General features: G+C 70.2%; 16 protein-coding genes. 5 read left to right on the top strand and 11 right to left on the bottom strand.

Annotated elements, in window-relative coordinates; translation table 11 throughout:
* Nucleotides 1-10: 10 nt before the first annotated feature.
* The 6 genes from ACIBCK_RS17865 to ACIBCK_RS17840 form a co-directional block, all read right to left on the bottom strand.
* Nucleotides 11-502: a thioesterase family protein gene (locus ACIBCK_RS17865; protein WP_399391213.1), complete on the bottom strand. Its 492-nt coding sequence runs from the start codon at nucleotides 500-502 to the stop codon at nucleotides 11-13.
* The gene (locus ACIBCK_RS17860; protein ID WP_399391211.1) at nucleotides 499-1,497 is read right to left on the bottom strand and encodes a 3-hydroxyacyl-CoA dehydrogenase NAD-binding domain-containing protein; all 999 of its coding nucleotides are present in this window, start codon (nucleotides 1,495-1,497) and stop codon (nucleotides 499-501) included. The genes ACIBCK_RS17865 and ACIBCK_RS17860 overlap by 4 nt, the downstream gene beginning before the upstream one ends.
* A gap of 37 nt (nucleotides 1,498-1,534) precedes the next feature.
* Nucleotides 1,535-2,431, bottom strand: a complete 897-nt coding sequence (locus tag ACIBCK_RS17855; protein WP_399391209.1) for a 3-keto-5-aminohexanoate cleavage protein — start codon at nucleotides 2,429-2,431, stop codon at nucleotides 1,535-1,537.
* A gap of 66 nt (nucleotides 2,432-2,497) precedes the next feature.
* Nucleotides 2,498-3,364 carry a TetR family transcriptional regulator C-terminal domain-containing protein gene (locus ACIBCK_RS17850; RefSeq protein WP_399391207.1) on the bottom strand — a complete coding sequence of 289 codons (867 nt, stop codon included), beginning with the start codon at nucleotides 3,362-3,364 and terminating at the stop codon, nucleotides 2,498-2,500.
* A gap of 203 nt (nucleotides 3,365-3,567) precedes the next feature.
* Entirely contained in the window at nucleotides 3,568-5,535 is a 1,968-nt protein-coding gene (locus ACIBCK_RS17845) for a beta-N-acetylglucosaminidase domain-containing protein (protein WP_399391205.1), read from the bottom strand.
* A 137-nt stretch (nucleotides 5,536-5,672) separates the two neighbouring features.
* The gene (locus ACIBCK_RS17840; RefSeq protein WP_399391527.1) at nucleotides 5,673-6,932 is read right to left on the bottom strand and encodes an alpha-L-fucosidase; all 1,260 of its coding nucleotides are present in this window, start codon (nucleotides 6,930-6,932) and stop codon (nucleotides 5,673-5,675) included.
* Between the two features lie 142 nt (nucleotides 6,933-7,074).
* Between ACIBCK_RS17840 and ACIBCK_RS17835 the strand changes: the two genes are divergently transcribed.
* The 5 genes from ACIBCK_RS17835 to ACIBCK_RS17815 all read left to right on the top strand — a co-directional run bounded on the left by ACIBCK_RS17835 (nucleotide 7,075) and on the right by ACIBCK_RS17815 (nucleotide 13,686).
* Entirely contained in the window at nucleotides 7,075-7,770 is a 696-nt protein-coding gene (locus ACIBCK_RS17835) for a FadR/GntR family transcriptional regulator (protein ID WP_399391204.1), read from the top strand.
* Nucleotides 7,767-8,609, top strand: coding sequence for a creatininase family protein (locus ACIBCK_RS17830; RefSeq protein ID WP_399391202.1), 843 nt, complete (start codon nucleotides 7,767-7,769; stop codon nucleotides 8,607-8,609). The genes ACIBCK_RS17835 and ACIBCK_RS17830 overlap by 4 nt, the downstream gene beginning before the upstream one ends.
* A gap of 82 nt (nucleotides 8,610-8,691) precedes the next feature.
* Nucleotides 8,692-9,633 carry an alpha/beta hydrolase family esterase gene (locus tag ACIBCK_RS17825; RefSeq protein ID WP_399391200.1) on the top strand — a complete coding sequence of 314 codons (942 nt, stop codon included), beginning with the start codon at nucleotides 8,692-8,694 and terminating at the stop codon, nucleotides 9,631-9,633.
* Between the two features lie 78 nt (nucleotides 9,634-9,711).
* Entirely contained in the window at nucleotides 9,712-11,280 is a 1,569-nt protein-coding gene (locus tag ACIBCK_RS17820) for an AbgT family transporter (protein ID WP_399391198.1), read from the top strand.
* A gap of 150 nt (nucleotides 11,281-11,430) precedes the next feature.
* Nucleotides 11,431-13,686, top strand: a complete 2,256-nt coding sequence (locus ACIBCK_RS17815; protein WP_399391197.1) for a germacradienol/geosmin synthase — start codon at nucleotides 11,431-11,433, stop codon at nucleotides 13,684-13,686.
* A gap of 9 nt (nucleotides 13,687-13,695) precedes the next feature.
* Here the strand turns inward: ACIBCK_RS17815 and ACIBCK_RS17810 are convergent, their stop codons facing one another.
* The 5 genes from ACIBCK_RS17810 to ACIBCK_RS17790 all read right to left on the bottom strand — a co-directional run bounded on the left by ACIBCK_RS17810 (nucleotide 13,696) and on the right by ACIBCK_RS17790 (nucleotide 18,554).
* Nucleotides 13,696-14,556: a metallophosphoesterase family protein gene (locus tag ACIBCK_RS17810; RefSeq protein ID WP_399391195.1), complete on the bottom strand. Its 861-nt coding sequence runs from the start codon at nucleotides 14,554-14,556 to the stop codon at nucleotides 13,696-13,698.
* A 46-nt stretch (nucleotides 14,557-14,602) separates the two neighbouring features.
* Nucleotides 14,603-16,255: a cytochrome bc complex cytochrome b subunit gene (locus tag ACIBCK_RS17805; RefSeq protein WP_399391193.1), complete on the bottom strand. Its 1,653-nt coding sequence runs from the start codon at nucleotides 16,253-16,255 to the stop codon at nucleotides 14,603-14,605.
* Nucleotides 16,256-16,314: 59 nt separating this feature from the next.
* Nucleotides 16,315-17,421: an LLM class flavin-dependent oxidoreductase gene (locus ACIBCK_RS17800; protein ID WP_399391192.1), complete on the bottom strand. Its 1,107-nt coding sequence runs from the start codon at nucleotides 17,419-17,421 to the stop codon at nucleotides 16,315-16,317.
* Nucleotides 17,421-17,954: an SRPBCC family protein gene (locus ACIBCK_RS17795; RefSeq protein ID WP_399391190.1), complete on the bottom strand. Its 534-nt coding sequence runs from the start codon at nucleotides 17,952-17,954 to the stop codon at nucleotides 17,421-17,423. Before ACIBCK_RS17795 ends, ACIBCK_RS17800 begins: the two co-directional genes overlap by 1 nt.
* Nucleotides 17,955-18,056: 102 nt before the next feature.
* On the bottom strand, nucleotides 18,057-18,554 hold the full coding sequence (locus tag ACIBCK_RS17790) for a winged helix-turn-helix transcriptional regulator (RefSeq protein WP_399391188.1): 498 nt from the start codon (nucleotides 18,552-18,554) through the stop codon (nucleotides 18,057-18,059).
* Nucleotide 18,555 lies beyond the last annotated feature (1 nt).

The raw sequence follows: 18,555 nt of genomic DNA, 5'->3' as shown, positions 1-18,555 counted from the left end.
GGCCGCGCCGTCAGGGCTGACGCGGGACCTCGGTGATGGAGCGGCCCGCCCACTCGGGGGCCGGTTCCGCGAGGGACGTCAGGTGGTCGCGGATCGGGTCCGGGAACGGGGTTGTCCGGCCCGCGTTCTGGTCGACGTGGAGGGCGAGGAGCTCGGTGGTCGACACCGGGGTCGCGTCCGGGGGGACGGGCGCTTCGGGCTCGTCGACCACGTACAGCTCGTGGGTGAAGCGGGCCTTCTTGGCGTCCGCGCCCAGAATGCGGGTGCGGACGGCAAGGTGGGCGCCCTCCGCCACGTCGTCGAGGTAACGGATGTGCGCCTCTACCGTGTAGAGGGAGCAGCCGGTCGACTCGCGGTAGCCCGCGTGCAGGCCCGTCTCGATCATCATGGCGTCGGTGGCGTAGCCGAAGACGAGGACGTAGAACGCCTCGCTCATATGGCCGTTGTAGTCGATCCATTCCGGACGTACGGTCCGGTGCACAAGAGGCAGCGGCTCGGTCACTTGGTGTCCTCCTGTGCTGCCCGCTGCTGCGGCAGGCGTCCCGTCGCCCGCAGTACGTCGATGATTCCCTGGTCCCGCTCGGCGACCAGGTCGGCGATGGTCCGGCCGTCCGCCGCGTCGTCGCATCCGGCGACCACGGCGTCGTACAACTCCTTGTCCAGCTCGGGTGCTTCGAGGCGCGTCCAAGGGGACTTCAGGGACGGGCCGAAGTGGTCGAGCATGTGGGCCATGCCGCCCTCGCCGCCCGCGAGCGCGAAGGTGAGCATGGGGCCCATGAACGCCCAGCGCAGGCCGGGGCCTTCGGTGATCGAGTCGTCGATCTCCTTCACCGTGGCCTCGCCGTTGGCGACCATGTGCAGGGCCTCGCGCCACAGGGCTTCCTGAAGGCGGTTGGCTATGAAGCCGGGCACCTCGCTCGCCATGGTGATCACGGACTTGCCCGCGACCTCGTAGAAGCGCGATGCCCAAGTGACCGCGTGCGCGGCCGTCTTGTCGCCGCCCACCACCTCGACGAGCGGGATGAGGTAGGGCGGGTTGAAGGGGTGTCCCACGACGAGGCGGCCCGGGTCGGCGGCCGTGGTCTGCATGTCGGTCATCGGGTAGCCGGAGGTGGAGGAGGCGATGACGACTCCGGCGGGCGCGGCGGCGTCCAGCTCGGCCAGCAGGTCGCGCTTGAGCTCCAGCTTCTCGGGGGCGCTCTCCTGCACGAACTGGGCGTCGGCCACCGCCTCTTCGAGAGTGGGGGTCACGCGGAGGCGGTCCGGGGAGGCGCCTTCCGCGAGGCCCAGTTGCGTCAGCGCGGGCCAGGCCGCGTCGACCAGGCGGCGCAGCTTCTGCTCGGCGTCGGGGGCGGGGTCCCAGGCGGTGACGTCGTAGCCGCGGGCGAGGTAGTGGGCGACCCAGCCGCCGCCGATCACTCCGGCGCCGACGCAGGCGATACGGCGTACGTCCTCGGGGGCGCAGGGGGCGGGGGGTGTCGTGATGGTGTCGTTCATGCGGGTCCTTGGTCCTACTCGTCGTGGGGGAGGGGCGTCAGACGCGGGGCTTGAGGCCGAGCTTCTGGCGGGCCTCGTCCGGCGTGGCGACGCGCGAGCCGAGGTTCTCGGTGATCTGCACGGCCCGCTCGACGAGTTGGGCGTTCCTGACCTTGTTGCCCTTGCCGAGGTAGAGGTTGTCCTCCAGGCCCACGCGGACCTGCCCGCCGAGCAGGATGGACTGGGCGACCCACGGCATCTGCATGCGGCCGAGCGCGAAGCTGGCCCACTGGGCGCCGTCCGGAAGCAGGTTGACCATCGACTGGAGCACACCCGGGTCCGCCGGGGCGCCCCACGGGATGCCCATGCAGAGCTGGAAGACGGTGGGGTTGTCGAGCAGCCCCTCGGCGAGCAGCTGCTTGGCGAACCACAGCTGGCCGGTGTCGAAGATCTCCAACTCGGGCCGTACGCCCAGCTCCTGGATGCGTTTGGCGCCCTGGCGGAGCATGTCGGGGGTGGAGATGTAGAGGTTGTCGCCGAAGTTGAGGGAGCCGCAGTCGAGGGTGCAGATGTCGGGGAGCAGATCCTCGACGTGCGGGAGACGGTCCAGGCCGCCGACGAGGTCGGTGCCGGGCAGCTCGCCGAGCTGCTTCAGCGGCTGGACCGGGTCGATGACCAGGTCGCCGCCCATCCCGGCGGTGAGATTGATGACGACGTCGGTGCCGGTCTCCTTGATGCGCTCGACGACCTCGCGGTACAGGCGGGGGTCGCGCGACGGGTCGCCGGTCTCGGGGTCGCGTACGTGGATGTGTACGACGGCGGCGCCGGCCTCGGCGGCCTCCACGGCCGAGGTGGCTATCTGCTCGGGGGTGACGGGCACGTGGGGACTCTTGCGCACGGTGTCGCCCGCGCCGGTGAGGGCGGCGGTGATGATGACGTCTTGGTTCACGGGCATGGCGAACTCTCCCTCAGGGGTGGGGTGTTGGAGTACTGCGGGGTCCTGGCGGGACTCTGTCGGTATTTACGCGGGTCTCGGCGCGGCGAGCGTCGCGTCGACGTACACGAGCAGCGCCTCGTGCATGTCGTCGGGGGTCGTGCCGTCGGCGCCCGGGGTGGAGGCGAGCACCTGGGTCGCGAGGCCGTCGATCAGCGCGGTGAGCCGGAGCGCGGCGGACTGCGGATCGACGAGGCGGAACACACCCTGGTCGACGCCGCGCCGGATGACGTCGGCGACGGTCGCGCGCCACTGCCGGTAGTACTCGGCATGCAGCCGCCCCACGGCGGTGGAGCGGGCGGCCTCCGCCCACAGGTCCAGCCAGACGCTCCACTGCCAGCGCTGCTGCGGGGTGCGGGGAGTCTGGAGCTCGATCAGCTGGTCCAGCTCGTCGGCGGCATCGGCCGCTTCGGCGATGCGGGCCGCCCGGCGGGCGGTGTCCTCATCCATGCACCAGCGGACGGCGGCCTCAAGGAGGTCGTCGCGCCCGGGGAAGTGGTAGTGGATGGCGGCAGTGCTCGTGGCGCAGGCTTCGGCGATGTCCGCCACGCGTACGGCGTGGAATCCGCGCTCAGCGACGAGCCGTACGGTCTCGCGGACGATCTGGAGGGGGCGGCCGCCCTCGGGGGCCGCCGCGGTGCGTTCGCGTCGCGCCTGGGGGGAGGCGGCCGGCGCCTGGACCTGGACCTGAGCACCCAGGAGCCAGCCCGCGTCCACGCCGCCGGTGTCGGCGATGCGGGCCAGTTCGGCCGCGGTGAAGCGGCGGGTGCCGCCGAGGGAGCGGGAGAGCTTGGAGGGGTCCATCACGATGCGGCGGGCGAATTCGCGCTGCGTCGCGCCGGCGTCGGCGATGACCTTGCGGACCCTGTCCGCGACCTCGGGGTCTTGCTGCATGGGCGGTGACGCTACCCGTGAATTGAGCAGATCGCAATCCAACAGGTGACCATCTCCGCAATCACGGGCATGATTGAGATGCTGACTGATGACTCAGTCACCGCGTACAGCGAGGGCGTCGGGTGGGCCCACGCACACCCGCCCTGTTGCCCCCGCGGGGGCAACAGGGCGGGTGGGAGAAGGTTCCGTCGCGTAGCTACGGACTACGTCCGGTCCTGGACCCCCTTCACGAACTCGTCCAGGTAGGGGTCGGCGATCTTCACCGCCCCCAGCTGATGATGCTCCGCCGGGTCCACGGAAATCGCCCGCGCCCGTCCCGCGAGGGACTCCATCGACGCCCGCTCCCGCGTCGCCGCCGCGGAGTCCCCCTCCTGGGCGGCGGTCAGCGCGGCGAGCCCGTGCCGCATCGCGGAACCCCACAGCTCGGTGGCGTCGAGCCACTGCTTCGCGTCGTGGAGGAACTGCTGGTCCGGCACCCCGGCACGCAGCACCGCGGGGACCTTCTCGATCTCCCGAGCCGTGGGCCGCAGCGCCCGCAGCGCCCCGGCGGGGTCACTCTCGTACCGCTTCCAGAAGGCGTCCAGCTTCGGCCCGAGTACCGGGGACTGCGGCAGCCAGTTCGACTCACCGAACGTGGGCGCCGCGTGGTTGAGGTCCACGAACGTCTGCACCGCGTCGGCGACCCGGTCGTCACCCCCGGCGAGATACAGCGCCGCCTGCCGCCCCGACCGCGCCCGCTCGTACCCCCGGTCGTTCCAGGAGAAGTCGTTCATGGTGAAGACGGCGAGCTTGCTGGCCCCCTCCTGGTTCATCGGGTTGGACACGATGCCGCTGAGGTGTCCGGAGAGGCCGGGCTCGCGCTTGTCATAGGGCGCGAGCAGGAGCCGCCCCGCCGTACGCGCGAAGTCGTTCACCGGGTAGTTGTCCCAGACGAACACCTTCCGCCCGAAGAGCTCGGCGGCCTTCTCCGCCTGGGAGTTGGTGATCTCGGGCGGGACCACGTCCGTGCCCGTCCACATCACCTCTACGGCGCCGTCGAGTTCGCCACGCATCGTCTGCTTGTACGCGGTGTCCGTGAGGTCCCCGTACTCCGTGGGCACCATCTGCAGCGGGTTGGCGTCCTCGTGCTCGGCGATGAACTCCCGCTGGATGGTGTTGAGGAGCCCCACCTGCGCCTTCGCCGCGGGCCCGCGGCCCGGCTCGCCGAACTTCGCCTTGTCGGCATCGCAGTTCCACTTGGTGTAGCTGATGTCGTCGAGCGGCACGGAGAAGGACCGCACTCCGAGGTCGTACATCGCCTGGAGCTTCGCCGTCAGCGCCTTGACGTCGGCCGGGTCCGAGTAGCAGATGGAGCCGCCCGGTGAGACCGCGAACGTGAAGCGCACGTGGTTGGCGCTCGCGCGGTCGATCAGCTTGCCGAGCTCGGTGAGCTTGTCCGCCGGGTAGGGCTCGCGCCACTTCTCCCGGTGGTAGGGGTCGTCCTTGGGCGCGTAGACGTAGGTGTTGGCCTTGGTGTCGCCCAGGAAGTCCATCTGGTCGAGCCGTTCGGCCTCGGTCCAGGGCGGGCCGTAGAACCCCTCGATGCTGCCGCGCAGGGGCATGGAGGGGAAGTCGGAGACCTCGACACCCGCTATCCGCCCCCGGGAGATGAGCTGCCCGAGGGTCTGCGCCGCATAGAACTGGCCGGTCGCGTCCTTGCCGCCGAGCGCGACGGTGCGGTGCTTCGCCCGCAGGGCGTAGCCCTCCGCCTGCTCCGGAACCTTGGTCCCGCCGAGCGCCTTCGCGATGTCGGGCCGGGTCGCCGGGCCGAGCAGGACGGTCAGCGGGGCGCGGCCAGACGCCTTGGCGCGTACGTCGATGTCGCGCACCCCGTGGGCGCGCAGTGTCTCGGTGACGCGCTGCCGGGCCACCTCGTCCGTGTCGTCGCCTACGACCAGTTCGGCGCGCCGAGAGAGCGGCACGTCTCCGCCCGCTCGGGCCATGCGCTGCGGGGTCGGGGAGACGACGGGAAGCTTGCGGGTCACGGTGTCCTCCTGAGCGGCCCCCTTCTGAGCGGCCTCCTCCTGAGCCGACGGCGGTGCGGCGGCAGCCGAAGGGGCCAGGGGGACCGCCAGGACGGCGAGCGCGAGAAGCGCCGTCCGGGGTCTGAGAGCGCGTGTGGTGCGGGGCATAGGGCCTCCGAACTTCGGGATGGGGGTGCGGGTGGGGTCAGGGGCGGGAGCGCCGGAGGGACGCGCTAGGGGCGCGGGGAACTGCGCGACCAGCCCCCACCGGCCCGCAGTGCATGCACCGACACCTAGCGGGGCGCTCAGTCGCGCGTATGCGCGTGGTACAGGTCGAGTTCACCGTCGAGTTCCAGGGCGACGACAGTGCACAGCGGATCGAGCTGGTCGTCGGTGAGATGGACGTACTCCCAGCCGGGTACGTCACCGAGGCCGCCGACACGCTCGTGCCGGACGACGGTGCCCGTGCCCAGCACGCGGGCGGACGCCACGCCGTTGCGCACGCCCCGCAGGACCACGTACTCGTTGGGCCGGTCGAAGAGGAACAGATACAGGGTGCGGCGGTCGGCGGAGAGTGTCGAAGGGCCGTAGAAGTGGCCGTGCGGGAGGCCGCGTACCGTCCCGTGGACCGCTTCGGCATGGCGGCCCGTCCACTCCCCCAGCGCTTCGAGCCGCTCGGCCTGTTCGGGGAGGAGCGAGCCGTCCTGCTTCGGGCCGATGTCGAGGAGCAGATTGCCGCCCCCTCCGATGGTCTCGGCGAAGATGCGGACGAGCTGACGCGGTGACTTGTGGTGCGTGTCCTGCGGCTGGTAGCCCCAGGAGTCGTTGACGGTGAGGCACAACTCCCATGGCTGCGTGGGCGGTTCGATCGGTACGCCCTGTTCGGGGGTGGCGTAGTCGCCGTGTCCTGTGAGGCGGCCGTTGACGACGGTGTGCGGGGAGAGCGCCCTGATCTCTTCGGCGAGTTCCGCCATCCGCCACTGTTCGGCGCCGCGCTCCCACTCGCCGTCGAACCACAGGAGGTCCGGTTCGAAGCGCTCCAGCAATTCGCGCACCTGTACGCGGTGGAAGGCGAGGAAGTCTGCCCACCTCTCCTCGGACTCCTCGCCGGCGGCGGGCATCGAGTAGCGGTTGCCGCGTACGGCGGGGTCCTGCCCTTCGGGGCGCACGGACGCGTAGTCGGGGTGGGACCAGTCCAGGTGCGAGTAGTACAGGCCTACTTTGAGGCCTCGGGCGCGCAGTGCGGTGACGTACGGGGTGATGAGGTCGCGGCCCGCGGGGGTGCGCTTGACGACGGACAGGTCGTTCGCCGCCGTGTCCCAGAGGGCTACACCGTCGTGGTGCTTGGCGGTGAGGACGGCGTAGCGGGCGCCCGCGCGGACGAAGAGGTCGGCCCAGGCCTCGGGGTCGTAGGCGGAGGCGGTGAAGCCGTCGAGCTGCGCCATGTAGTGGTCGTAGGGCACCCGGTCGTCGTAGAAGGACCAGGACTCGGCCACTCCGTCCACGCTGTAGATGCCCCAGTGCAGGAAGATCCCGAGCTTGGCGTCCGTGAACCACGGCTGGATCACTGGCAGTTCTCCTCGTCCGCGGGAAAGCGCTTGCGCGCCAGAAGGCTAGATCGAGAAAGTTGCCCCATACAAGAGGGCGGGGAGCGCCAGATCTGTCACGGCCATTGACCACCAAGAGACCAAGTGATTTATTCACTTCATGAGTTACGGCAGTCATCCCTCCCTGTCCGAGCGCCTGGCGGACGACATAGTCGACATCATCCGCACCGAGCGTCTGACCCCCGGCGACGCGCTGGCCTCGTCCCGTGAGCTGGCACGGCGCTTCGAGGTCACCACGCCGACCGTGCGCGAGGCGCTGCGCAGGCTGGAGGCCACCGGAGTGGTGGAGTTCCGGCACGGATCAGGGACGTATGTGGGACCGGGCGTGGACCGCAGGCTCCTGGCCAACCCGCATCAGCCGCGCAGCGACCGCGCCTCGGTCCTCGAACTCGTCGGGGCCCGCCTCGTCCTGGAACCGGCGATCGCGGCGACCGCCGCACGTGCCCAAGCCGACGACGGTGTACGGCAGTTGGCCATCGCGGCGGGCAACGCCCTGCTGCCGCCGGAAGAGTCACTGCGCCAGTCCGTCCACTTCCACGTGGCGCTCGCGGCGGCCAGCGGCAACACACTGCTGCGGGAGGCCGTCGAGGCCCTGCTGCACGTACGGGCGCGCGAGCAGGTGGAGATCCGGCACCGCTACAACGACCGCGAGCGCGACCACGCCGAACACGTCGAGATCTACGAGGCCGTACGGTCCGGCGACGCGGCGGCGGCGGAGCGCCTGACCCGCGAGCACCTGACGTCGATCCGTGACGCGGTACTCGCGGCGGACTTCCCGGAGGGTGACGCCCGATGAGCGACTCCACCGAGCGGCCCGGGTCCGCGGCCGACCACACCCCCGAAGAGCCCGGCCCTCCCGCCCCTCAACTGCCTTACCGGCTGGCTGAGATGACCACGGTCGAGGCCGCCGCGGCGGTCCGCGCCAGTCCACTCGTGATCATTCCCGCGGGCGCCTTCGAGCAGCATGGACCCGGGATGCCGCTCGCCACCGACACCATCCGCGCCGAACACGTCGCCGGCCTGGTCGCCGCGCAGCTCGCCGGGCGGGCCGTGATCGGACCTTCGCTCGGCATCGGCGTCTCCCCGCACCATCTGGCCTTCGCCGGGACGGTGAGCCTGTCGACGGGGACGCTGGCCGCGCTCGTGCGTGACTACGTCGACAGCCTGCACCGGCACGGCTGGCGGGACGTCCTGGTGATCACCGGGCACGGCGGCAACAATGCCACGCTCACCACCGTCGCGCAGGACCTGCTCGTCACCCACCCCGGCCTGCGGTTCGCCTGGACGCCACTGACCACGCTCGCCCCGGACGCCGTCGCGGCCATGCGGCCCAGCGAGGTCCATGGGCACAGCGGCGAGGCAGAGACCGCCCAAATGCTGCACCTGGCACCGGAGTTGGTGCATCGCGAGCGCCTCGCACCGGGGGCCGTCACCCAGGCGGACCTCGACCCGCTCTCCCGACTCGCACGCCGTGGCGGCCACCCCGCCCTGACCGTGCCGTACGACCGGCTCAGCCCCAACGGCGTGCTCGGCGACCCGCGCCGCGCCTCCCCCGAGGACGGCCGCGCGATCGTCGGCGCCGCGGTCCACCGCATCGTCACCTTCGCCAAGGAGTGGCTGGACACCACCAGCTGACACTTCGTCACTGACCCTCTTCTCTCAGCCGTCCACGCATCGCGCCCTCCGCGCCTCGCGCCGTCGGCGGAAGGAGCCTGCCTTGAAACGCGCACTGTCCCGCACGGCCGCCTCTGTCATCGCCGGTCTCACCCTCCTCGCGGGGGCGGGCCTGACCACTCCCTCGTACGCGCAGGGGGAAGCGCCCGGCTGCCGCCGGGCCGGGCCGCAGCCGCCCGGCACCACCACCCCACACACCCTCGTCAGCGGCGGCCTGACCAGGACCTATCAGCTGCACCTGCCGGAGGGATACACCGCCGGCCGTGCGTGGCCCGTGGTCCTCGCCTTCCACGGGCGTGGCAACACCGGCAGCGGAACGGAGGAGTTCAGCAAGCTGTCCACCCTGCCAGCGATCGTCGCGTACCCGGAGGGTGTCGTCGGTACCGGTGACGGGCAACGGCAGGCATGGCAGGGCGCTCCGTACGCCGCGCCCGGCGTGGATGACGTGACGTTCACCGGTGATCTGCTGGACGCGCTGGAGACCGGCCTCTGCGTGGACCGGCGGCGGGTGTACACCACCGGGAAGTCGAACGGCGCCGGGTTCACCGCGCTCCTGGCCTGCCGGATGTCGGACCGGATCGCCGCGATCGCCCCGGTGGCGGGAGCCTTCTACCCGGGCACGGGCGAGAACTGCCGGCCCGCGCGCCCGGTTCCGGTGATCGACTTCCACGGCACCGCGGACGCCACCATCCCGTACGCGGGAGATCCCGACCGCGGCCTGCCTGCTCTCCGTGACTGGCTCACCGCCTGGGCCGACCGCGACGGCTGCCGCATTCGCACACCGGACCGGTCGACGGCGCCGGACATCACCGAGTCCCGCTGGGTGCACTGCGCCGGCGGCGCCGAGGTCCGGCATGTGGCCGTCGCGGGCGGCGGTCACACCTGGCCCGGCGCCGACAGCTACAGCGGCGGCGGTCACACCACCCAGAGCATCGAGGCCCACGAAGTCATGTGGAAGTTCCTACGCCGCCATCACCTGCGCTGAGCCGCTCCCCTCGCCACCTTCTCTCTCACCCCTCACCTTCCCCCCCCTCCCCTCCTCACCCATCCCCGCGGAGCCGCCATGTCCTCCCCGACCCCCGCCCTGCCGGACGCCCCGCCTCCACCACCCGGCGGGCCCCCGCTCCCCCGCCTGATCCGCGCGATGGCCGTCGTCGAGCGTGCCGGGAACGCGCTGCCGCATCCCTTCTGGCTGTTCTGGATCCTCTCCGGCGTCCTCGCCGTGATCAGCGCGGTCCTCGCCGGGTTCGACGTCTCCGTCATCGCACCGGGAGACGGCAAGAGCGTCGCCGTGCAGAGCCTGCTCAGCGGGGACGGGCTCGCTATGGCCGTCTCGACGATGATCGAGAACTTCGCCGCCTTCCCTCCGATGGCGACGATCGTGGTGGTCATCATGGGCGTCGCGGTCGCCGAACGCAGCGGATTCCTGGCCGCGTTGATGAAGGTCGGCGTCTCCCGCGTCCCCGCCTCGTGGGTGGTCTTCGCGGTCGCCTTCGCGGGCACGGTGGCGCATGTCGCGTCGGCCGCCGCCTACGTCATCCTCGTACCGCTCGGCGGGCTCGCCTTCCGCGCCGTGGGCCGCTCCCCCGTCCTCGGCATCGTCGTCGCCTACACCGCCATCGCCTCCGGCTACGACGCGAGCCCCGTCCCGACTCCCAACGACGCGATCTTCGCCGGGATCACCACGACGGCGGCGAAGATAGCGGGCGGCGACGACGCGTACGTCTCGCCGCTCAGCAACTGGTTCTTCAACATCGCCTCCTCCTTCCTGCTCGCCGCCGTCATCACCCTCGTGACGCGCTTCGTCCTGAGCAAGCGGCCCGACCTCGACGCCGACCCGGACGCCGATCTCGACGACATCGGGGCACTCAGCCTCAGCGACCGCGAGCGTTCGGCCCTGCGCCGGGCGGGCCTCACCTTCCTCGTGGCCGTCGCCGCCCTCACGGCCGCCGTCATACCGGCCGGATCACCCCTGCGCGGCGAGGGCGGCAGCATCGTCGAGTCACCGCTCCTGGCCGGCATCGCGGCGATCGTGGCCTTCCTGTTCGCGCTCGTCGGCACCGTCTACGGAGTCCGCTCCGGCTCCGTCCGCAAGCCAGGCGACGTGCCCAAGCTCATGGTCGAGGGCGTCAAGCAGATGGCTCCGGTGCTCGTCCTGTTCTTCGCGATCGCCCAGTTCCTCGCCTACTTCGACTGGACGCACATCGGCGACGTCCTCGCGGTCAGGGCGGCCGAGGCACTCGAACACAGTCAACTGCCGATCGTGGCCGTCTTCCTGCTCATCCTGCTGCTCCTGACCGTCGTGAACGTCATGGTCACCAGCGGGTCAGCGATGTGGGCCCTGGCCGCCCCCGTCCTCGTACCGATGCTGATGCTCGTGGACGTCCCCGCCGAGACCACGCAGGCGCTCTTCCGCATCGCGGACTCCGGTTCGACGGCCATCACGCCCATGAGTCCGTACTTCGTGATGGCACTCGGGTTCCTCCAGCGGTACCGCAAGTCCGCGGGGCTCGGCACCCTCGCCTCCTACACGCTGCCGCTCGCCGTCGCGATGACCGTGGCCTGGACGCTGCTGTTCCTCGCCTGGTGGGCGCTCGGCATCCCGCTCGGACCCGGCGCACCGGTGCGCTGACTCACCCGCCCGAACTCCGGTGCGCCGACTCGCTGTTTGAACCACGCTGGGTCACGCGATGGTGTGACGCTGCGGCGGTCCCGGCATCGGTCATCCCCGCTCGGGTAGTGCTCCGCTGGTCCCGAGCCGCCGTCGCGAGGAGAACGCCGTATGTCGCAGCCCTTTGAACTCCCCAGCTTCTACATGGTGCATCCCGCTCGTCTCAACCCGCACCTGGAAGAGGCGAGGGAGCACTCCAGGGAGTGGGCACGTGGCATGGGGATGCTGGAGGGGTCGGGCGTCTGGGATCAGCGCGACCTGGACGCCCACGACTACGCGCTGCTGTGCGCGTACACCCACCCCGACTGTGACGGCCCCGCGTTGTCCCTGGTCACCGACTGGTACGTGTGGGTGTTCTTCTTCGACGACCACTTCCTCGAACTGTTCAAACGGACCCAAAACCGCGAGGGCGGCAAGGCCTATCTTGACCGGCTGCCCGCCTTCATGCCGATGGACCTCTCCGCTCCCGTGCCGGAGCCGACCAATCCGGTCGAGGCGGGTCTCGCGGACCTGTGGGCGCGGACGGTGCCGTTCATGTCGCGGGACTGGCGTGCGCGATTCGCCGAAAGCACGACGAATCTGCTCAACGAATCCCTGTGGGAACTCGCGAACATCAACGAGGGCCGGATCGCCAACCCCGTCGAGTACATCGAGATGCGCCGCAAAGTGGGCGGCGCGCCCTGGTCAGCGGGGCTCATCGAGTACGCGACGGGCGCGGAGGTTCCCCCGGCCGTCGCCGGTTCCAGGCCGCTGCGGGTCCTCAAGGAGACGTTCTCCGACGCCGTCCACCTGCGCAACGACCTCTTCTCGTACCAGCGGGAGATCGAGGACGAGGGTGAACTCTCCAATGGTGTATTGGTACTTGAGACGTTCCTCGGCTGCTCCACGCAGGAGGCGGCGGATGCCGTGAACGATCTCCTGACCTCGCGGATGCAGCAGTTCGAGAACACGGCGCTGACCGAACTCGCCCCGCTGTTCGCGGAGACCGGGCTGCCCCCGAAGGAGTGCGCCGATGTCCTCGCGTACACCAAGGGCCTTCAGGACTGGCAGTCCGGCGGGCAGGAGTGGCACATGGTGTCCAGCCGCTACATGAACAACGGCGGCGCCGCGCCCTCGCCGCTCGACGGCCCGACGGGTCCCGGTACGGCGGCCGCCGGGATCAAGGCGCTGATCGCCGCGACGGGAGCGCAGCGGCTGCGCGGCTACACGCACATCCCCTTCCAGCGGGTGGGCCCCTCCCGGCTGCCCGAGTTCAACCTGCCGTACGCGACCCGGCTCTCGCCGCATCTGGACGAGGCGCGCCCCCGCGCCGTGCGGTGGGCGGACCGGATGGGCATGCTCGAACCCCAGGCAGGAGTGCCGAGTTCGGGCATCTGGGACGCGCGCAAGGTGTACGGCTACGACTTCCCGCTCTGCGCGGCGGGCATCCACCCGGACGCGGACCTCGATGCGCTCGACCTCGGCTCACAGTGGCTGACCTGGGGGACGTACGGCGACGACTACTTCCCCGTGGTGTTCGGCAGGCCACGCGACCTGGCGGGAGCGAAGCTCTGCAACGAACGGCTCTCGCTCTTCATGCCGCTGGACTTCGCCGGCATGCCGGCGCCGACATGCGCCATGGAGCGCGGGCTCGCCGACCTGTGGGTGCGCACCGCGGAGCCGATGGACCAGGAAGGGCGTCGCACGCTGCGCGCCGCCATCGAGGTGATGACGGCCAGCTGGCTCTGGGAGCTGGACAACCAGGCGCAGAACCGCATCCCCGACCCGGTCGACTACATCGAGATGCGCCGCCTGACCTTCGGCTCCCCGCTCACGATGAGCCTGTGCCGCCTCGGCCACGGCCCTCAGGTCCCACCGGACATCTACCGCACGGGCCCGATGCAGAACCTGGAGAACGCGGCCAGCGACTACTCCGCCCTGATGAACGACGTCTTCTCGTACCAGAAGGAGATCGAGTACGAGGGCGAGATCCACAACGGCATCCTCGTCGTCCAGAACTTCTTCGGCTGCGACTACCCGACGGCGCTCGGCATCATCGACGACCTGATGAAGTCACGGCTGAGCCAGTTCCAGCACATCGTCACCCATGAACTCCCCGCCCTCTACGACGAGTTCAATCTGCCGCAGGTGACGCGGGGCATCCTCGACGGTTATGTGCGCGAGCTGCAGAACTGGATGGCCGGCATCTACACCTGGCACCGCGACTGCCGCCGCTACCGCGAGGAGGACCTGTCGCACGGACCGCTGCCGACCCCGTCGGGGTTCGGCATGGCGGCCGTACGCCCGGACTGGCTCAGGGAGTTCGGCATCGCCGCCGACCGGCAGATGGAGGAGACGGCCGGCCTGCCCTCACCGGCACGCCCCTGATCGCCCCCGCTACCCGGCGTCCAGCGGCTCCGGCAGGATCTGGCGGAGCCGCGGGGCGGGATGGCGGTCGCGGCGCCACTCGCGGGGGTAGCCGACCGAGACCTCCTGGAAGCGGACTCCGTCGTGCCAGGTGGTGCGGGGGATGTGGAGGTGGCCGTAGACGACGGCCGCCGCCTCGTACTTCACGTGCCAGTCGGCGGTCAGCTCGGTGCCGCACCACAGGGCGAACTCGGGGTAGGTCAGGATCCGGGTGGGGTCGCGCACCAGCGGCCAGTGGTTGATCAGGACCGTGGGCAGGCCCGGCGTCCGCCGGGCGAGCCGCTCCTCGGTGAACGCCACGCGGGCACGGCACCAGTCGTCGCGGCCCGGGTAGGGGTCGGGGTGCAGGAACACCTCGTCGGTGCAGACGATGCCCGCCGCGTGGGCCGCCTCCAGGGCATCCGCCTTGGTATGCGTGCCCGCGGGGCGGAAGGTGTAGTCGTAGAGCAGGAACAGCGGGGCCACCGTGACGGGGCCGCCCTCGCCGCGCCACACGGGGTAGGGGTCCTCCGGGGTCACGGCGCCCAAGGAGCGGCACAGTTCCACCAGATGGCGGTAGCGGGCCTCGCCCCGCAGCTGGTTCGGGTCGTCGCGGGGCGTCCACAGTTCGTGGTTGCCCGGTGTCCACACCACCTTGGCGAAACGGTCGGTGAGGGTGCGCAGCGCCCATTCGACGTCGGCCATGCGCTCCGCGGTGTCCCCCGCCACGATCAGCCAGTCCTCGTCGGTCTCCGGGCGCAGGGAGTCGAGGAACGTGCGGTTGTCGTCGTACGCGACGTGCAGATCGCTGATGGCGTACAACTTCGGCGTCTTCTCGGGCACTTGTCTCACTCCGCGAGGCTAACCGCAGCGCTGACCGCGCGGGGTGCGATCAGCTTCAGTGATGCCCGTCCCCGCCGCCGCCCTGCTGGATCTCCAGGTACTCCTCGGGCGTCGCCTTCGGCACCTGCGCCGACGGGCCGTACATGGCACGCCCCAGGCGCGCCCGCACCCGCTCGCCGCGGGTGACCTTGCGTGCCACGCCGTGCTCGTCGACCGCCGGGCCTATCTCGTACGGCTTCGGCTGCTCGTGCGCGGTCAGCTTGTACAACTCGCCCTGTGTGAGCGGCACATGGACCTCCACGTACTCACCGTGGGGCAGGCGTTTGATCGTGCCGCTCTCCCGGCCGTGCAGCGCCTTCTCGCGGTCGCGGAGCTGGAGCCCCATGCACCATCGATGGGTCACGTAGAAGGCGAGGACCGGCCCGACGAAGCAGGCGATCCGCACGAACCACGTGATCGCGTTGATGGAGAGATGGAAGTGCGTGGCCCAGATGTCGTTGCCGCCGCCGACCATCAGCACGGCGAACAGCGTCAGCCACGCCACGCCGAGCCCGGTGCGCACCGGGGCGTTGCGCGGCCGGTCCGCGATGTGGTGCTCGCGTTTGTCGCCGGTGACCCAGGCCTCGATGAACGGATAGACGGCGATGGCCATCAGGATGAGCGGGAAGAGCGAGAACGGGATGAAGACGCCCAGTTCGAGCGTGTGCCCCCAGGCGTTGATCTCCCAGCTGGGCATCACCCGGATCAGACCTTCGGAGAAGCCCAGATACCAGTCGGGTTGAGCGCCCGTGGAGACCAGATCCGGGCGGTAGGGCCCGATCACCCACACGGGGTTGATGGTGGCGACCGCGCCCATGATCGCCAGAATGCCGAAGACGAGGAAGAAGAAGCCGCCGGCCTTGGCGATGTAGATGGGCATGAACGGCGCCCCGACCACGTTCTTCTCGGTCTTGCCGGGCCCGGCGAACTGGGTGTGCTTGTGGTAGAAGACCAGGATCAGGTGGGCGACGACGAGCCCCAGCATGATCCCCGGCAACAGCAGGACGTGGACGCTGAAGAGCCGTGGAATGATCGCGTCGCCCGGGAACTCTCCGCCGAAGAGGAAGAAGGAGAGATACGTCCCGACAACCGGGACGGAGAGGATCGCGCCCTGCGCGAAGCGGATGCCGGTGCCCGAGAGCAGGTCGTCCGGGAGCGAGTATCCGGTGAGGCCGGTGATGATCCCGAGGAACAGCAGCGTCCAGCCGAACAGCCAGTTGACCTCACGCGGCTTGCGGAAGGCGCCGGTGAAGAACACCCGCATCATGTGCACGAGCATGGCGGCGACGAAGACGATCGCCGCCCAGTGGTGGATCTGCCGGATCAGCAGACCGCCGCGTACTTCCATGCTGATGTCGACCGTGGACTCGAAGGCCCGGGTCATCTGGATGCCCTTGAGCGGCGTGTACACACCGTCGTAGATGACCTCGGAGCCGCTCGGCTCGAAGAAGAGCGTGAGCCAGACCCCGGTGAGGATCAGGATCAGGAAGCTGTAGAGGCAGATCTCCCCGAACATGAAGGACCAGTGGTCGGGAAAGATCTTGCGCATCTGGCTCTTGGCCAAGGTGTGGATGCCGAGGCGGCCGTCCGCCCAGTCCGCCACCCGTTCACCCTTGCCGGCCGGGCCAGGCCGTTTGCTGTCCCGGGTGTGCTCGACGCTTCCGCTCATTCGTCTCCCCCTCAGGCGGCTACCAGACTAGATCAGGGGGTTCCCGGAGCCAACGGCGCCTACCGCAGCGGAAGTTGGCGATCTTCGGATGCCCAGGTCGCACCCCTGTCCACCTCGGTCCTCTCCAGATCCCGTACGAGATCGATCGCCCGCCCGAGAGTCGTGAGCCGTGCCTCCAGGCTCTCGCCCGCCGGATAGAAGCGGACCGTGTCCACGCCCGCCCCGCACCACACCCTCAGCCGCTCGCGGACCATGTCCTCGGTGCCGATGAGGGTGGTGGCGAGGACCATGGCGTCGGTGATCAGGGCGGCGGCGCCGTCCCGATCGCCGGACTGCCAGCGGGTGCGGACCTCCGCCGCGGTGTCGGCCCAACCTTGCCTGCTGTAGGCGTTGTTGTAGTAGTTGGTGCTGGCGGAGCCCATGCCGCCCAGGCTGAAGGCCAGCTCCTTCTTGCGGCCCGCGACCATCGCACGCAGCGCGTCCTCGTCATCGGCGAAGGCCACTTCGGCACCCTGGCAGATGTTCAGGGCGCCGCGGGTGCGGCCGGAGGCGGCCAGGCCCGCGTCGAGGTGGTCGAAGTAGGCCTCCTTCGCGCCCTCAGGGACGAAGCTCGTGCCCAGCCAGCCGTCGGCGATCTCACCGGTCAGCCGCAGCATCTTGGGCGAGAGCGTGGCCAGGTAGATGGGCAGTTCGTGCTCGGCCCGCATGGACAGCCGCATCGGCTTGGCCTCGCCGCCGGGCAGGGGCAACGTGAACTCCCGTCCCGCGTACGAGATCTTCTCCCCCGTGGCCGCCCGGCGGATGATCTCCACGGTCTCCCGCATCCGGGTCAGCGGCCTCGCGAACGGCACTCCGTGCAGGCCTTCGATCACCTGCGGTCCTGACGGGCCGAGCCCGAGGAGGAAGCGGCCGTCGGAGATGTTCGAGAGGGTGATCGCCGCGCGGGCGATGGCCGCGGGGGTGCGGGTCGCGAGCTGGATGATGCCGGAGCCGAGCAGCATGCGTTCCGTGCGCGCGGCCAAGTAGCCGAGCGGGGACGGCGCTTCGGAGCCCCACGCCTCCGCGACCCAGCAGATGTCCATCCCCAGCTTCTCGGCCTCGGTGACGAAGTCGACGGTCTCCCGCCAGTTCGCCCCGGACGCCTCGATGGTCGTCGAGGTGCGCATCAGGCGTCCGCCTTCCCGGAAGCGGCGCCCTCGGCCAGCTGCTTGATCGCGTCCAGCGTGGCCGTCATGTTCGCTTCGAACTCCCGCATCCGCACGTACACGATCTTCTGCTCCTTCTCCGGCATCCGGTCGATCGCGTACGACAGACCGGAGCGGCCCGGTCCCATCTGCATCCACTGGGTCAGCTCGGTACCGCCACCGACCGCCTCGGCGAGGCTGAACCGCCAGAGCGCGCTGGGCTGTTCGGGGTCTTCGACCGCCCAGGCGAACACGCGCGGGGCCTCGCATTCCACGACGTAAGACGTGGTCTGCCACGCGCCGAACGACGCGTGCTCGCTGCGGCCGACGAACCGCGCGCCGGGGGTGGGCCCGGCCGCGCCGTCCAGCCACTCGACCGACCGCAGCTCCGTACTGAGGGTGGGCATCAGACCGATGTCGGAGACGAGCTCCCACACGCGTTCCGGTGGCGCGGCTATCCGTGTGCGCACCTCGGCGGTCGGTTTGTCCGCGTAGCGCGCGCCTGTCCACTCCATCGTGGGTCGCCTCTCTGTTGGCATCCTTTGCCTCGCTGACCATGAGAGTTGCGTAGATAGACTAACTCGTCAAGGGTGAGGGCGCGGCAGACGCGGGGTGGGTCAGCGGCTGAAGCGGGCCCGGATGTCCGGGCGTTCGGCGAGGCGGGCCGGGTAGCCGGGGCCGAGGCGTGCGTGCGTGTCGTCGGCCGACATCGGCTGCTTGCAGTGGCCGCAGACGACCTCCACGTCGGCCTCGTGCCCGCAGCGGTCGTGCTCGAAGACGACCGGCGCGCCCTCGTCGCCGCTCAGCCAGCGGTTGCCCCAGCTGTTCATCACCGCGAGCACGCCGAAGAAGTCGCGGCCCTTCTCGGTGAGCACGTAGTCGTGGCGCACCGGCTCGCTCTGATAGGGGCGCTTCTCCAGAAGACCCTCGTCGACCAGGCGGCGCAGCCGGTCGGTCAGGGTGTTGCGCGCGATGCCGAGCTCCTGCTGGAAGGCGTCGAAGCGCTTGATCCCGTAGAACGCCTCGCGCAGCACGAGCGGGGTCCACCAGTCGCCCAGCAGGTCCATGGTGCGGGCGATGGAGCAGGGCCAGTCGGCAAAGGAGGTCCGCCTCATT

The organism is Streptomyces sp. NPDC051218 (assembly GCF_044455475.1).
GTDB lineage: Bacteria > Actinomycetota > Actinomycetes > Streptomycetales > Streptomycetaceae > Streptomyces.
This window is presented reverse-complemented; position numbering and strand designations above follow the sequence as displayed.

What these genes read in the sequence shown, in the direction of transcription:
- ACIBCK_RS17845 (WP_399391205.1), bottom strand. Translation starts at nt 5,535, where the DNA reads ATGCCCCGCACCACACGCGCTCTCAGACCCCGGACGGCGCTTCTCGCG.
- ACIBCK_RS17805 (WP_399391193.1), bottom strand. Translation starts at nt 16,255, where the DNA reads ATGAGCGGAAGCGTCGAGCACACCCGGGACAGCAAACGGCCTGGCCCG.
- ACIBCK_RS17855 (WP_399391209.1), bottom strand. Translation starts at nt 2,431, where the DNA reads ATGCCCGTGAACCAAGACGTCATCATCACCGCCGCCCTCACCGGCGCG.
- ACIBCK_RS17795 (WP_399391190.1), bottom strand. Translation starts at nt 17,954, where the DNA reads ATGGAGTGGACAGGCGCGCGCTACGCGGACAAACCGACCGCCGAGGTG.
- ACIBCK_RS17800 (WP_399391192.1), bottom strand. Translation starts at nt 17,421, where the DNA reads ATGCGCACCTCGACGACCATCGAGGCGTCCGGGGCGAACTGGCGGGAG.
- ACIBCK_RS17850 (WP_399391207.1), bottom strand. Translation starts at nt 3,364, where the DNA reads ATGCAGCAAGACCCCGAGGTCGCGGACAGGGTCCGCAAGGTCATCGCC.
- ACIBCK_RS17820 (WP_399391198.1), top strand. Translation starts at nt 9,712, where the DNA reads ATGTCCTCCCCGACCCCCGCCCTGCCGGACGCCCCGCCTCCACCACCC.
- ACIBCK_RS17790 (WP_399391188.1), bottom strand. Translation starts at nt 18,554, where the DNA reads ATGAGGCGGACCTCCTTTGCCGACTGGCCCTGCTCCATCGCCCGCACC.
- ACIBCK_RS17860 (WP_399391211.1), bottom strand. Translation starts at nt 1,497, where the DNA reads ATGAACGACACCATCACGACACCCCCCGCCCCCTGCGCCCCCGAGGAC.
- ACIBCK_RS17815 (WP_399391197.1), top strand. Translation starts at nt 11,431, where the DNA reads ATGTCGCAGCCCTTTGAACTCCCCAGCTTCTACATGGTGCATCCCGCT.
- ACIBCK_RS17830 (WP_399391202.1), top strand. Translation starts at nt 7,767, where the DNA reads ATGAGCGACTCCACCGAGCGGCCCGGGTCCGCGGCCGACCACACCCCC.
- ACIBCK_RS17835 (WP_399391204.1), top strand. Translation starts at nt 7,075, where the DNA reads ATGAGTTACGGCAGTCATCCCTCCCTGTCCGAGCGCCTGGCGGACGAC.